Origin of the sequence: Noviherbaspirillum sp. (assembly GCF_036563305.1) — a bacterium.
In the GTDB taxonomy this organism is placed as follows: Bacteria; Pseudomonadota; Gammaproteobacteria; order Burkholderiales; family Burkholderiaceae_D; genus Noviherbaspirillum.
On sequence record NZ_DATCMQ010000006.1, the window covers coordinates 251,380 to 264,565 of the forward strand.

Genomic DNA, 13,186 nt, shown 5'->3' on the forward strand with positions numbered 1-13,186 from the left:
TTGCAACGGGCCTTACAGGCCCGTCATTCTTTTTGATCTTATGCAGCAGAACACCATCGTAATCGAATCCCTCGACATGGAAGGGCGGGGCGTGGGCCATCTACAGAACGAGGATGGCACGCCGGGGAAGGTCATCTTCGTGGAGGGCGCGCTTCCCGGGGAGCGGGTCACCTTCCAGTCCTTTCGGAAAAAGCCCAAGTGGGAGGCTGCGACACTCTCCGTGCTGCATACGGAGTCCTCGCAACGCGTCCGGCCAAAGTGCGTGCATTTCGGCACTTGCGGCGGGTGCGCAATGCAGCATCTCGATCCCGCGGCGCAGGTGGCGATGAAACAGCGTGTCCTGGAAGACAACCTCTGGCATATCGGCAAGGTGCGTGCAGGGCTGATGCTGCGGCCAGTATATGGCCCGACATGGGGTTACCGTTTCCGCGCGCGCTTGTCAGTGCGAAATGTGCAGAAGAAGGGCGGCGTCCTGGTCGGCTTTCACGAGCGCAAGTCCTCCTTCATCGCCGACATGCAGACGTGCGAGATTCTTCCACCCAAGGTCTCCGCGATGCTGGTGCCGTTGCGCCGGTTGGTCGAGTCGCTGTCGATCTTCGACCAGATGCCACAGATCGAGCTGGCGGTAGGAGAGAACGTGACAGCGCTAGTATTGCGCAACATGGCGCCGCTGACCCAGGACGATGAACAGAAGCTGCGTGCGTTCGCCGATATCCATCATGTGCAGTGGTGGCTGCAGCCGAAAGGCCCGGATACGGTCTATCCGTTCTACCCCATGGATCAGAAGCTGGAATATGTCCTGCCGGAATTCGGCGTGCGCATGCCGTTCAAGCCGACCGATTTCACGCAGGTCAATCACCAGATCAACCGGGTTCTCGTTGCGCGTGCCCTGCGGTTGCTCGACGTGCAGCCGGAGGATCGGGTAGCAGATCTGTTCTGCGGACTCGGGAATTTCACGTTGCCGCTTGCCACCCAGGCCCGGGAGGTCGTGGGGATCGAAGGCAGTACCGCGCTGACCGGACGGGCCATGGACAATGCGAGAGCGAACGGCCTGTCCGACAAGACCGGTTTCCATTGCCGCAACCTGTTCGAGGCGACTACCGAGGACTTCGTCGAACTGGGCAAGTTCGATCGCCTTCTGGTTGATCCTCCGCGCGAAGGTGCGATTGCCGTGTGCCAGGCGATAGTCGGCCTGGGCGAACGGCATCCGGAACTGCGGCCGAAGCGGATCGTCTACGTGTCCTGCAGCCCGTCGACGCTGGCGCGCGACGCCGGCTATCTGGTGCACCAGGGCGGCTACGTGTTGAGCCAGGCGGGCGTGGTGAACATGTTCCCTCACACGGCGCATGTCGAGTCCATCGCGGTGTTCGACCTGCCGGAGGCGGCGACGCAATAAAAAAGCCGGCCCTCGGCCGGCTTTGCCCGCCACGCGGCGTTCGCTACTCGCGACTGCCGCCGGCGATACCAAGCAGGGCGAGCAGGTTGCTGAAGATGTTGTAGACGTCGAGGTAGATGGCAAGCGTGGCCGAAATGTAGTTGGTCTCCCCGCCGTTCAGCACTTGTTGCACGTCGTACAGGATATAGGCGGAGAAGATCGCCACGGCGATGACCGAGATCGCCAGCTGGAGTGCCGGCAGTTGCAGGAAGATGTTTGCCACCAGGGCAACCAACAGGACGAGCACGCCAGCGAACAGCCACTTCCCGAGTCCCGAGAAATCACGCTTGGATACCGTCGCCACAGTCGCCATGCAAGCGAATATCGCAGCGGTCCCGCCGAATGCGGTCATGATCAGCGTCGGGCCGTTCGAGAAGCCCAGGATCGCCGTGAGCAGCCGCGACAGCATCAGGCCCATGAAGAAAGTGAAGCCGAGCAGGATCGCGACGCCCAATCCCGAGTTCTTTGTCTTCTCGATGGCGTAGAAGAAGCCGAACGCGATTGCAAGGAAGACCATGAGGCCGATGAACGGGCTGCCGCTGAAGAACGTGAAACTGAACTGCACGCCCAGCCATGCCCCCAATACGGTCGGGACCATCGACAGCGCCAGGAGCCAGTATGTATTGCGCAGGACCCGGTTGCGGACGGCGAGCGATTCGCTGCGTCCGGCATATGCGTGTTGAAGTTCCTGATTCATAAAACCTCCGAGTTGAGCGGCCATGGCCGAGTGGCAAAAGCATAACACGTACGATATGCGGGGGAAGGGGAAGTTCGCAGGGGTCGCCGGCGCCTTGCGAAATTCCTGAGGCTTTGCTTTCCTGTTATAATGGAAGGTTAGTTCAGTTCCAAATTTTTCGTCTTAACCCTTTCTTTTTATTGGAGTTTTTACAGATGGCAATCGAACGCACCCTGTCGATCATCAAGCCCGACGCAGTCGCCAAAAACGTGATCGGCCAGATCTATACCCGCTTCGAGAACGCGGGGCTGAAGGTCGTCGCCGCGCGCATGGCGCAGCTTTCGCGCGCCGAGGCAGAAGGCTTCTACGCGGTGCATCGCGAGCGCCCCTTCTTCAAGGATCTGGTCGACTTCATGGTGTCCGGCCCGGTAATGATCCAGGTGCTGGAAGGCGAAGGCGCGATTGCCAAGAACCGCGAACTGATGGGCGCAACGGATCCGAAGAAGGCTGAAAAGGGCACGATCCGCGCTGACTTCGCGGATTCCATCGATGCCAACGCAGTGCACGGCTCGGACGCCGAGGAAACGGCAAAGGTCGAGATCGCCTACTTCTTCCCGGCACTCAACGTTTATTCCCGCTAACACGCACTGTGCATGCCGCCTGCGCTGCACGCGGCATGCATCGTCGTACAGAGGTACATCATGACCACGCAACTCACCAACCTGCTGGATTTCGATCCCGCGCAACTCGCCGCTTACTGCGCCGGGTTGGGTGAGAAGCCGTTTCGTGCGAAGCAGTTGCAGCGCTGGATACATCAGTTCGGCGCCAGCGACTTCGACGAGATGTCCGACCTCGCGAAATCCCTGAGGGAGAAGCTGAAGGCCGGTGCAACGATTGCCGCGCCGGCGATCATCAGCGACCATACCTCGGCCGACGGCACCCGCAAGTGGCTGCTCGATGTCGGTCAAGGCAACGCGGTCGAGACGGTATTCATCCCGGAGGAAAACCGCGGCACGCTCTGCATCTCGACCCAGGCCGGTTGCGCTGTGAACTGCCGTTTCTGCTCCACCGGGAAACAGGGCTTCAGCCGCAATCTGACCGTGGCGGAGATCATCGGCCAACTATGGATGGCGGAGTTCGAGCTGCGCCGCAGCAAGGGCATCGAGCCGGGTCCGAAGGGCGAGCGCCAGATCACCAATGTCGTCATGATGGGTATGGGCGAGCCGCTGCTCAATTTCGAGCCGACCGTGACCGCGCTGAAGCTCATGCTCGACGACAATGCGTATGGCCTGTCCCGCCGGCGGGTGACGGTGTCGACCAGCGGCGTGGTGCCGATGATCGACAAACTGTCGCAGGATTGCCCGGTGGCGCTCGCCGTATCGCTGCACGCATCCAACGACGCGCTGCGCGATGGCCTGGTGCCCCTGAATCGCAAGTATCCGCTGGTCGAGTTGATGGCATCCTGCCTGCGCTACCTCGAATATGCGCCGCGTGACTTCATCACTTTCGAATACTGCATGCTCGACGGCGTCAACGACACCGACGAGCACGCCCGTGAACTGGTTGCCCTTGTGCGTAACGGCGCCATGCCCGTGCCGTGCAAGTTCAACTTGATTCCGTTCAACCCGTTTCCGGAATCGGGCCTCAAGCGATCCAATAATGCGCGCATCAAGGCATTCGCCCAGGTCCTGATGGATGCGGGTATCGTGACCACCGTGCGCAAGACGCGCGGCGACGACATCGACGCCGCTTGCGGACAGCTGGCAGGCGAAGTACAGGACCGTACCAAGGTGCAGGAGCGTATGCAGAAAATGGTGGAGTACCAGAAGAAATTCGGTCCCGGTTTCGGCCGTATCGTCGAGGTCCGTAAGTGAACCGCAGGGCTGCATCCTGGGTGCTTCCGCTGTTCACTGCCGCCGTGCTGCTCGTCGGGTGCGGTACCGGCGGCGGCCGGGTCGGTGACGACCTGCCCACGAGTTCCGATCAGACCGACAACCAGCGGCGCGCCCGCATCCGGCTGCAGCTCGCCGTCGGATATTACGAGCAGCAGCAGACCGCTGTCGCGCTCGACGAAATCAAGCAAGCCCTGAACGCCGACCCCAGCCTGGCGGATGCCTACAGTGTTCGTGGTCTGATCTACATGGACATGGGCGAGAACAGGCTTGCGGAAGAAAACTTCCAGCAGGCCCTGCGTCTTTCGCCGGGATCGCCCGATTACAACAACAATTATGGCTGGTTTCTGTGTCAGAACGGAAAGGCCCGCGAGTCGCTGGCGTATTTCGAGACCGCGCTGAAAAGCCGTGTCTATCAGTCGCCGTCCAAGGCCCTGAACAATGCCGGCACCTGCAGCCTCAAGCTGAAGGACCGGAAGGCTGCGGAGCAGTACTTCGCCCGGGCCTTCCAGAACGATCCGGGCAATCCGACGACCAACTTCAACCTCGCAAAGATTCATTTCGACCAGAGCGACTACGAACGCGCGCGTTTCTACGTCAGTCGGGCGATGAAGTCCGATGCGGTGGCCGCCGAGGTGTTGTGGCTGGCGATCAGGATCGAGCGCAAGCGCGGCGACCGGGCCGCCGAGACCGCACTGGTTACCCAGCTGCGTCGTCGCCATGGGGCCTCGCCGGAGTTCGCGGCCTACCAGAGGGGGGCGTTCGATGAGTGAGCACGATGAAAATCCGCGTCCGCAGGACGACGATGCAGGCGCCACCGCCCCTGAAAGCAGGACGTTGAAGCCGGGCGAGCAGCTTGCGGCGCAGCGCGAAGGACGTGGCTGGACTGTCGAGGATGTTGCTGCGCAACTCAATCTCGCACCACGCCAGGTGATGGCAATCGAGGCCGACAATCATGCAGCGTTGCCAGGCCTGGCGATTACGCGCGGCTTCATCCGCGCCTATGCAAAACTCCTGAAGATCGACGCCGCTCCCTTGCTTGCCGGTTTGGGTGGGGAAGCCGTCGGCGCGGCCGAGCCGCCGGCCGCGCGCCGAGTCGCGCCGGCTCCTTTCGCGGAATCACGCCTGCCGTCCATGGGGGCCCGCAAGCGATTCCCGCTTCGCATGCTCACGCTGGTCATCGTGCTGGTGCTCGTTGCCGGGACGGTCTGGCTGCTGCGTGGCGGCAGTGACACGCTGCAGGGACTTGGCGGCATTGGTGGTTCCCGCAGCGACAGCGCGGCACAGGAAGGCGTCGCGCCGCCGGCAGCCGAGCAGACCGCGACGCAGCCTGCCGATGCACCGAACAGCCCTGAGCCAGTCGCACCGCCAGGCACCGCGCAGGAACCGGTGGCGCCGCCGGGCGCAGTCGTCGAGCCGCCGCCTTCGCCCGTTCCGGCGGCCCCTGCGGTCGCGCCCTTGCCGGCGGCATTGCAGGCAGCGCCCGCCGCCGTCCCGGATGCGCCGGCTGCTGCCGGAGCTGCCGGAGCTGCCGGAGCTGCCGGAGCTGCCGCCGGCGGCGAACAGCTGGTGCTCAAGGTCCGCGAGGAAAGCTGGGTAGAGGTCAGGCGCGTAAGCAGTAACAGCGTCGTGCTGTCGCGCCTCATGAAGGCGGGTGAATCGGAATCCGTCCCGGTCACGGAGCCGCTCGCACTGGTCGTCGGAAATGCCGCCGGTGTCGACCTTACGTTGCGCGGGGCTCCTCTCCAGGTGAAGGCCGGCGCCAGCAATGTTTCGCGCATAACTGTCAAATGAATTCAGCAATGTCATCAGGCACTCCTATCGAATCGGGCCCGCTGGCGCGGCGCATGCGGCGCGGCGTCGCCATCCGCTATGGTGCGAAGGAAGTCATGGTCGGCGGATCCGCGCCCGTGGTGGTGCAGTCAATGACCAATACGGATACGGCGGATGCGATCGGCACGGCGATCCAGGTGAAGGAACTGGCGCGTGCGGGCTCGGAGCTGGTACGTATCACGGTCAACAACGCCGAAGCCGCAAAGGCCGTGATTGCCATTCGCGAGCAGCTTGACCGGATGGGAATCGACGTGCCGCTGGTCGGCGACTTCCACTACAACGGCCACACGCTGCTCACCGAGTTTCCGGAATGCGCGCAGGCGCTGTCGAAATACCGGATCAATCCGGGCAATGTCGGCAAGGGGGCCAAGCGGGACACGCAGTTCGCCCAGATGATCGAGGTCGCCTGCAAGTACGACAAGCCGGTTCGGATCGGCGTCAACTGGGGTAGCCTGGATCAGGCGCTGCTGGCGCGGATCATGGACGAGAACGCCGCGCGCACGCAGCCGTGGAGCGCGCAGGCGGTGATGTACGAGGCCCTGGTGACGTCGGCAATCGAGAATGCGCAGCGGGCAGAGGAAGTCGGCCTCGCCGGCAACAGGATCATCTTGTCCTGCAAGGTCTCCGGTGTGCAGGACCTCATCGCCGTCTACCGTGAACTTGCCCGGCGCTGCGATTATCCGCTGCACCTCGGCTTGACCGAAGCAGGCATGGGCAGCAAGGGCATCGTTGCATCAACCGCCGCCCTGGCGGTCCTGCTGCAGGAAGGCATCGGCGACACGATCCGCGTCTCGCTGACACCCGAGCCCGGCGGCGACCGCACGAAGGAAGTCGTGGTGGCGCAGGAGATCCTGCAGACCATGGGACTGCGCAAGTTCACGCCGATGGTGATCGCCTGCCCCGGGTGCGGGCGCACGACGTCCACCGTATTCCAGGAGCTCGCGGACCGCATCCAGACCTATCTGAGGGACCAGATGCCGGTCTGGAAAAAAGAGTATCCCGGCGTGGAAAATATGAACGTGGCCGTTATGGGCTGCATCGTCAACGGTCCCGGCGAGTCCAAGCACGCCAACATAGGCATCAGCCTGCCGGGAACCGGTGAATCTCCGGCGGCGCCGGTGTTTGTCGACGGCGAAAAGAAAGTGACCTTGCGCGGCGAGCGTATCGCCGAGGAGTTCCAGGAGATCGTCCTGGACTACGTGCGGAGTCGTTACGGAAAGCAAGCGGCAGTGCAGTAAGCGCCGCATCACTGGTTTCAACAGAATGTCCGAGAACAAGAAGACTGAAAAAATCGTCGGCGTGAAAGGGATGAACGACATCCTGCCGGCGGATGCCCCCCTGTGGGAGCTGTTCGAGAATACCGTACAGTCGGTGCTGAAGAGCTACGGTTTCCAGCAGATCCGTACGCCGATCGTCGAGCCGACGCCGCTGTTTGCGCGCGGCCTCGGCGCGGTTACCGACATCGTCGAAAAAGAGATGTATTCCTTCGTCGATTCGATGAACGGCGACCAGCTCACGCTGCGGCCGGAGAGCACTGCCGGCGTCGTGAGGGCGGTACTCGAGCACAACCTGACTTATGACGGGCCGAAACGCCTCTGGTATGCAGGGCCGATGTTCCGGCATGAGCGGCCGCAGCGCGGCCGCTATCGCCAGTTCCATCAGGTCGGCGCGGAAGCCATCGGTTTCGCCGGCCCGGACATCGATGCGGAGCTGATCATGCTGTGCCAGCGGCTGTGGGACGACCTGGGACTGGAAGGAATTCGCCTCGAGCTGAATTCCATCGGCAATGCCGAGGAGCGCAGCCGGCACCGGGCGGACCTCGTTGCCTACCTCGAGACGCACAAGGACCTGCTGGACGCCGACGCGCAGCGCCGCCTTCATTCGAATCCGCTGCGTATCCTCGATACCAAGAATCCCGCGATGCAGGAGATGGTCAACGCCGCGCCGAAGCTGCTGGATTATCTCGGCGAAGAATCGCGCGCCCACTTCGAGGGCGTGCAAAAGATCCTGCGCCACAACAGCATCCCGTTCACCATCAACCCGCGCCTGGTGCGGGGCATGGATTACTACAACCGGACGGTGTTCGAGTGGGTCACCGACCAGCTGGGTTCCCAGGGGACGGTGTGCGGCGGCGGCCGCTACGACCCGCTGATCGAGATGTTTGGGGGGAAGCCCACCCCGGCCTGCGGTTTTGCCATCGGCGTCGAGCGCCTGCTCGAGCTGTTGAAGGCGAATGGCGAGCAGTATGCGCCCAACCAGTGCGACGTGTATGTCGTGCACCAGGGCGAGACCGCGCAGATGCAGGCCTTCGTGGTCGCGGAACGCCTGCGCGACGCCGGCCTCGACGTCATCCTCCACTGTGCGGGCGCCACGGGTGCTGGAAGCTTCAAGTCGCAGATGAAGCGTGCGGACGGCAGCGGCGCGAGTTTTGCGGTCATCATTGGCGAGGACGAGGTCGCGGCGGGCACGGCGGCCGTCAAGACGTTGCGCGCCGAGCAGGGCGAGGGAAGCCAGGTGACGGTGCCTATCGAGTCCGTCGCCCAGCATGTGCTGGGACAGATCCTGTGCGACGACGAGTGCGATGATCCGACGCACCATCATCAACATTAAGCAACTGAAGAAGACATATGGCATACGATCTTGAAGAGCAGGAACAGTTGGCCAGCCTGAAGGCATGGTGGAACCAGTACGGCAACCTGATTACCTGGTTGCTGATCGCCGCTTTGGCGGGATATGCCGCCTGGTCCGGCTGGAAGTACTACGAGCGCAACCAGGCGGTCCAGGCTTCGCAGCTTTACGACGAGGTGCAGAAGGCCGTGACGGCGAAGGACACACCGCGCATTCAGCGTGCCGCGTCCGACATGCAGGCGAAGTTCCCTCGCACCGCCTATGCCCAGATGGCGGCGCTGGCGGCCGCGAAGGCGGCTTACGATGCGAAGGACCTGAATGCGGCCAAGGCGCAGCTGCAATGGGTGATCGATAACGGGCTGGACGATGAATACAAATCGATCGCGCGCGTCCGCCTGGCCGGCGTGCTGCTGGACGAAAAGGCATATGACGACGGATTGAAAGTGCTGTCGGCAACGTTTGCGGAGCATTTTTCCGGGCCGGTCGCGGACCGCAAGGGCGACATCCTGGTGGCACAGGGCAAGGTGGAAGACGCCCGCGCGGCGTACAAGCTGGCGCTGGAAAAGACCGATGAGAAAAACCCGGCGCGACAGTTGATCCAGTTGAAGCTGGACGCGCTCGGGGGTGCCAACAAGGCCGCTGCCTAAGAATAAAAATGGGAGGTGTGATGCGTCTTACGGAAAAACTGACCTGCGTCGGAATGGTGGCCCTGCTGGCAGGGTGTTCCTCTCTCAACCCCTTTGCGAGCAAGGCGGCCCCGCGCAACCCGCCGGCGGCCTTGCAGGAATTGAAGCCGACTGTCAGCGTGCGCACGGCATGGACGGCCAATGTGGGCAAGAGCGGTGCTTATGTCTTCACTCCCGCGCTGGCAGCCGGCAGTATCTTCGCTGCTGCCGCGGACGGCACGATCGCGCGTATCGGGGCGGTCGATGGACGTGAGGCATGGCGCATCAACGCTGGCGCGCCCCTGACGGCTGGCGTCGGCAGCGATGGCACAACCGTCGCCGTGGTGGCCGAGAAGGGCGTGCTGATGGCCTTCGATGCCGACGGCAAGCAACGGTGGAAGGCACAGGCGTCCAGCGAAGTGCTGTCGGCGCCGGCAGTGGGCCAGGGTTTGGTTGTGGTGCGTAGTGCCGACAACCGCATTGCAGCATACGATGTCGAGTCGGGGACGCGACGGTGGATTGCACAGCGCCCGACGCCGCCGCTGACACTGCGGACCGCACCGGGCGTCGTGATCGCAGGAAACAGCGCTTTCGTCGCGCTTCCCGGCGGCCGACTCGTCGCCCTGGCGCTGACGAATGGCGGCGCACGCTGGGAGGTCGCCGTCGGCGATCCGCGCGGCACGACCGAACTGGAGCGCATTGCGGACATGTCGGGCATTCCGGCGGTGCACGGCGGCGAGGTGTGTGCGGCGGCGTATCAGGGTCGTGTCGCATGCTTCGACGTCAACAACGGAGCCGCCCGCTGGGGCAAGGAACTGTCCAGCGAGGTCGGCGTCGGTGTCGATGAACGGTACGTCTATGCCGCAGACAGCGCAGGCAACGTCACGGCTTTCGTGCGCGGCACGGGGGCCGGCGCGTGGCGCAACAAGTGGCTGGCGTACCGCAGTCTTTCTGCGCCGGTCCCGGTGGGCAACGTTGTCGCCGTCGGCGACTTTGAAGGTTATGTGCACTTCCTTTCGCGCGAGGACGGATCGATGATGGCACGTCAGGCGACGGACGGCAGCCCGGTATACGCGGGTCTTGCCGGTCCGGGCGGGCTGACGATTTTCCAGACCAAGGCAGGAAGCATTGTTGCCCTGAAGGCAGAATAAGAATTTGATGAAGCCGGTTATTGCATTAGTAGGCCGACCCAACGTCGGCAAATCCACGTTGTTCAACCGGCTCACCCGGTCGCGCGACGCGCTCGTCGCCGATCTTCCCGGACTCACCCGAGACCGCCACTATGGCGAGGGCAGGGTGGGCGAGCGGCCTTTCCTCGTAATCGACACCGGTGGCTTCGAGCCGGTCGCGAAGGAAGGCATCATGCACGAGATGGCCAAACAGACAAAACAGGCCGTCGCCGAAGCGGATGTCGTCGTGTTCCTCGTTGACGGCCGGCAGGGACTGACGCCGCACGACAAGACCATCACCGACTTTCTGCGCAAATCCGGACGACCGGCCATGCTGGTCGTGAACAAGGCCGAGGGGATGAAATACACCTCGGTCACGGCCGACTTTTACGAACTCGGGCTCGGCGATCCGTATGTCATCTCCGCAGCGCACGGGGACGGCGTGACCGACCTGGTCAATGAAGCGCTTGATCTCGCCGCGCAGCAGCGTCCGGCAGAGGAGTCGCCGCCGGAGGAAATCGCCCGCGGGATCAAGCTGGCTATCGTCGGGCGGCCCAACGTCGGCAAGTCGACTCTGGTGAACACCCTCCTTGGTGAAGAGCGCGTCATTGCTTTCGACATGCCAGGCACCACCCGGGATTCGATCGAGATCCCGTTCGAGCGCGAGGGCAAGCATTACACCCTGATCGACACCGCCGGCATCCGCCGCCGCGGAAAAGTCTTCGAGGCCATCGAGAAATTCTCGGTGGTGAAGACGCTGCAATCGATTTCGGAAGCCAATGTCGTGCTGCTGCTGCTTGACGCGCAGCAGGACATTTCGGAACAGGATGCGCACATCGCCGGCTTCATCCTCGAGTCCGGAAGAGCATTGGTTGTGGGCGTCAACAAGTGGGACGGCCTCGACAATGACAGGCGGGACCAGATCAAGATGGATATGGAGCGCAAGCTCAACTTCCTGTTCTTCGCCAAGTTCCATTTTATCTCGGCGCTCAAGGGAAGCGGCATTGTTCCCCTGATGAAGTCGGTGGACGCCGCCTACGCCGCCGCCATGGCCAAGCTATCCACGCCTCGGCTCACGCGCGCCCTGATCGAGGCTGTTGAACACCAGCAGCCGCGTCGCAAGGGCTCCATCCGGCCCAAGCTGCGCTATGCCCACCAAGGCGGCCAGAATCCCCCGATTGTCGTGATACACGGCAATGCCCTCGAGGCGATCGACGACAATTACAAGCGCTACCTGGAAAAGCACTTCCGCGAAACTTTTTCGTTAGTAGGCACTCCATTACGTATCGAACTGCGTTCCAGCAAGAACCCTTTTGTCAGGGATGAAAGATAGGGCAAGGTGGTTGGCGCGGAAGGCCAAAATCGTATACATTCATTAATTGCAATATCCGGGCACTTGAAATTCTTCAGGCTGTCCCTAACTCCTGATCACAACAACACAATGGAGCCGTTATGAGCAACAAAGGGCAACTCCTACAAGACCCCTTCCTCAACGCCTTACGCAAAGAACACGTCCCGGTTTCAATCTACCTCGTCAACGGCATCAAGCTTCAAGGGCACATCGAGTCTTTTGACCAGTATGTCGTGCTGCTGCGGAATACGGTTACGCAGATGGTATACAAGCATGCCATTTCGACGGTGGTTCCTGCCCGGGCGGTCAACCTCAATCTCGAATCCGATTCGGAATAACCTATCGATACCTCGCCTAATTCCCAAATGCGTGCTGCCCTTGTCGGTGTGGATTTCGGCAAGGGAGACTTTTCGGCAAGCCTCGAAGAACTATCTCTCTTGTCCAGTTCGGCTGGCGCCGAGCCCGTTGTCACGATAACTGCCAAACGTGCAAGTCCGGATGCCGCGTTGTTCGTCGGGTCCGGTAAGGCCGACGAGATCGCTCAATCCGTCGCGAACGACAAGCTCGATCTGGTGATTTTCAATCACGCCTTGTCCCCTGCGCAGCAGCGCAACCTCGAGCGCCACCTCAAGATACGGGTCATCGATCGCACCAGCCTCATCCTCGACATTTTCGCGCAGCGTGCGCAGAGTCATGAGGGCAAGGTGCAGGTCGAGCTCGCACAGTTGCAGCATCTCGCTACCCGCCTGATTCGGGGATGGACCCACTTGGAACGGCAGAAGGGCGGCATCGGTCTGCGCGGACCGGGTGAAACCCAGCTCGAGACCGACCGCCGCCTGCTCGGCGACCGGGTGAAGGCGCTTCGTGCGCGCCTCGACAAGCTGCACCGCCAGCGCGAGACGCAACGGCGCGCACGCGGACGCAACAACACCTTCTCGGTCTCCCTGGTCGGCTACACCAACGCCGGGAAGTCGACCCTGTTCAACGCGCTGACAAAGGCGCAGGCCTACGCCGCAAATCAGCTGTTCGCGACACTGGATACCACCAGCCGCCGTATCTTCCTGCAGGAAGTCGGGAATGTCGTGATCTCGGACACCGTCGGCTTCATCCGTGAGTTGCCTCACCAGCTGGTGGCAGCCTTTCGCGCCACGCTCGAGGAAACGATCCACGCGGATCTCCTGCTGCACGTCGTCGACGCCGCCAGCCCGGTACGTATGGAACAGATCGAACAGGTGAACAGCGTGCTGACTGAAATCGGCGCCGATCACATTCCCCAGATACTGGTCTGGAACAAGATTGATGCTGCCGGGCTAGAACCTGCGGTGGAACATGATGAATATGATAAAATCCGCCGGGTTTTCATTAGTGCCCAGACCGGGGCAGGCCTGGACTTGCTCCGTGACGCCATAGCCGACTTCGCCAAGGGGAGTGCAACGGCAGAGTTTGATCACGTGCGCGTCCGGGAAAGCGCCCTCCAAGACGCTGGACAGCTTCCACTCAGGGGCCAGCCGGAACAATAAGCAGCGAGTCATCAACA

Annotated in this window: 13 protein-coding genes; 12 read left to right on the forward strand and 1 reads right to left on the reverse strand. The window is 62.3% G+C overall.

Translation table 11 applies throughout. The features are described from left to right. The first annotated feature begins 40 nt into the window (after positions 1 to 40). Positions 41 to 1,396, forward strand: a complete 1,356-nt coding sequence (gene rlmD / locus VIM12_RS04570; protein WP_331940430.1) for a 23S rRNA (uracil(1939)-C(5))-methyltransferase RlmD — start codon at positions 41 to 43, stop codon at positions 1,394 to 1,396. Between the two features lie 43 nt (positions 1,397 to 1,439). On the opposite strand, the gene VIM12_RS04575 is transcribed toward rlmD, so the two are convergent. Further along, positions 1,440 to 2,132 carry a Bax inhibitor-1/YccA family protein gene (locus tag VIM12_RS04575; RefSeq protein WP_331940431.1) on the reverse strand — a complete coding sequence of 231 codons (693 nt, stop codon included), beginning with the start codon at positions 2,130 to 2,132 and terminating at the stop codon, positions 1,440 to 1,442. Positions 2,133 to 2,326: 194 nt separating this feature from the next. Here VIM12_RS04575 and ndk point away from each other — a divergent pair, with 194 nt between their 5' ends. The 11 genes from ndk to hflX all read left to right on the forward strand — a co-directional run bounded on the left by ndk (position 2,327) and on the right by hflX (position 13,169). Then, the gene (gene ndk, locus VIM12_RS04580) at positions 2,327 to 2,752 is read left to right on the forward strand and encodes a nucleoside-diphosphate kinase (RefSeq protein ID WP_331940432.1); all 426 of its coding nucleotides are present in this window, start codon (positions 2,327 to 2,329) and stop codon (positions 2,750 to 2,752) included. 60 nt (positions 2,753 to 2,812) lie between these two features. Then, positions 2,813 to 3,985, forward strand: coding sequence for a 23S rRNA (adenine(2503)-C(2))-methyltransferase RlmN (gene rlmN, locus VIM12_RS04585; RefSeq protein ID WP_331940433.1), 1,173 nt, complete (start codon positions 2,813 to 2,815; stop codon positions 3,983 to 3,985). Between the two features lie 20 nt (positions 3,986 to 4,005). Next, positions 4,006 to 4,776 (forward strand): type IV pilus biogenesis/stability protein PilW, encoded by a 771-nt coding sequence (gene pilW / locus VIM12_RS04590; protein WP_331940434.1) that lies wholly within the window; start codon positions 4,006 to 4,008, stop codon positions 4,774 to 4,776. After that, the gene (locus VIM12_RS04595) at positions 4,769 to 5,797 is read left to right on the forward strand and encodes a helix-turn-helix domain-containing protein (protein WP_331940435.1); all 1,029 of its coding nucleotides are present in this window, start codon (positions 4,769 to 4,771) and stop codon (positions 5,795 to 5,797) included. Before pilW ends, VIM12_RS04595 begins: the two co-directional genes overlap by 8 nt. A gap of 8 nt (positions 5,798 to 5,805) precedes the next feature. Continuing rightward, positions 5,806 to 7,074, forward strand: coding sequence for a flavodoxin-dependent (E)-4-hydroxy-3-methylbut-2-enyl-diphosphate synthase (ispG, locus tag VIM12_RS04600; RefSeq protein WP_331940436.1), 1,269 nt, complete (start codon positions 5,806 to 5,808; stop codon positions 7,072 to 7,074). Positions 7,075 to 7,099: 25 nt separating this feature from the next. Beyond that, a complete protein-coding gene (hisS, locus tag VIM12_RS04605) occupies positions 7,100 to 8,446 on the forward strand; it encodes a histidine--tRNA ligase (RefSeq protein WP_331940437.1) in 1,347 nt (448 codons plus the stop codon). 17 nt (positions 8,447 to 8,463) lie between these two features. Continuing rightward, complete coding sequence (locus VIM12_RS04610) at positions 8,464 to 9,111, forward strand: tetratricopeptide repeat protein (RefSeq protein ID WP_331940438.1); 648 nt, start codon at positions 8,464 to 8,466, stop codon at positions 9,109 to 9,111. A gap of 20 nt (positions 9,112 to 9,131) precedes the next feature. Continuing rightward, a complete protein-coding gene (bamB, locus tag VIM12_RS04615) occupies positions 9,132 to 10,280 on the forward strand; it encodes an outer membrane protein assembly factor BamB (protein ID WP_331940439.1) in 1,149 nt (382 codons plus the stop codon). Positions 10,281 to 10,287: 7 nt separating this feature from the next. Beyond that, positions 10,288 to 11,631, forward strand: a complete 1,344-nt coding sequence (der, locus tag VIM12_RS04620; RefSeq protein WP_331940440.1) for a ribosome biogenesis GTPase Der — start codon at positions 10,288 to 10,290, stop codon at positions 11,629 to 11,631. A gap of 119 nt (positions 11,632 to 11,750) precedes the next feature. Then, positions 11,751 to 11,987: an RNA chaperone Hfq gene (hfq, locus tag VIM12_RS04625; RefSeq protein WP_135084002.1), complete on the forward strand. Its 237-nt coding sequence runs from the start codon at positions 11,751 to 11,753 to the stop codon at positions 11,985 to 11,987. A 27-nt stretch (positions 11,988 to 12,014) separates the two neighbouring features. After that, the gene (hflX, locus tag VIM12_RS04630) at positions 12,015 to 13,169 is read left to right on the forward strand and encodes a GTPase HflX (protein WP_331940441.1); all 1,155 of its coding nucleotides are present in this window, start codon (positions 12,015 to 12,017) and stop codon (positions 13,167 to 13,169) included. The last annotated feature ends 17 nt before the right edge of the window (positions 13,170 to 13,186 follow it).

Coding starts and splice junctions, on each gene's coding strand:
- rlmD (WP_331940430.1), top strand. CDS start 41: ATGCAGCAGAACACCATCGTAATCGAATCCCTCGACATGGAAGGGCGG.
- VIM12_RS04575 (WP_331940431.1), bottom strand. CDS start 2,132: ATGAATCAGGAACTTCAACACGCATATGCCGGACGCAGCGAATCGCTC.
- ndk (WP_331940432.1), top strand. CDS start 2,327: ATGGCAATCGAACGCACCCTGTCGATCATCAAGCCCGACGCAGTCGCC.
- rlmN (WP_331940433.1), top strand. CDS start 2,813: ATGACCACGCAACTCACCAACCTGCTGGATTTCGATCCCGCGCAACTC.
- VIM12_RS04595 (WP_331940435.1), top strand. CDS start 4,769: ATGAGTGAGCACGATGAAAATCCGCGTCCGCAGGACGACGATGCAGGC.
- ispG (WP_331940436.1), top strand. CDS start 5,806: ATGTCATCAGGCACTCCTATCGAATCGGGCCCGCTGGCGCGGCGCATG.
- hisS (WP_331940437.1), top strand. CDS start 7,100: ATGTCCGAGAACAAGAAGACTGAAAAAATCGTCGGCGTGAAAGGGATG.
- VIM12_RS04610 (WP_331940438.1), top strand. CDS start 8,464: ATGGCATACGATCTTGAAGAGCAGGAACAGTTGGCCAGCCTGAAGGCA.
- bamB (WP_331940439.1), top strand. CDS start 9,132: ATGCGTCTTACGGAAAAACTGACCTGCGTCGGAATGGTGGCCCTGCTG.
- der (WP_331940440.1), top strand. CDS start 10,288: ATGAAGCCGGTTATTGCATTAGTAGGCCGACCCAACGTCGGCAAATCC.
- hfq (WP_135084002.1), top strand. CDS start 11,751: ATGAGCAACAAAGGGCAACTCCTACAAGACCCCTTCCTCAACGCCTTA.
- hflX (WP_331940441.1), top strand. CDS start 12,015: ATGCGTGCTGCCCTTGTCGGTGTGGATTTCGGCAAGGGAGACTTTTCG.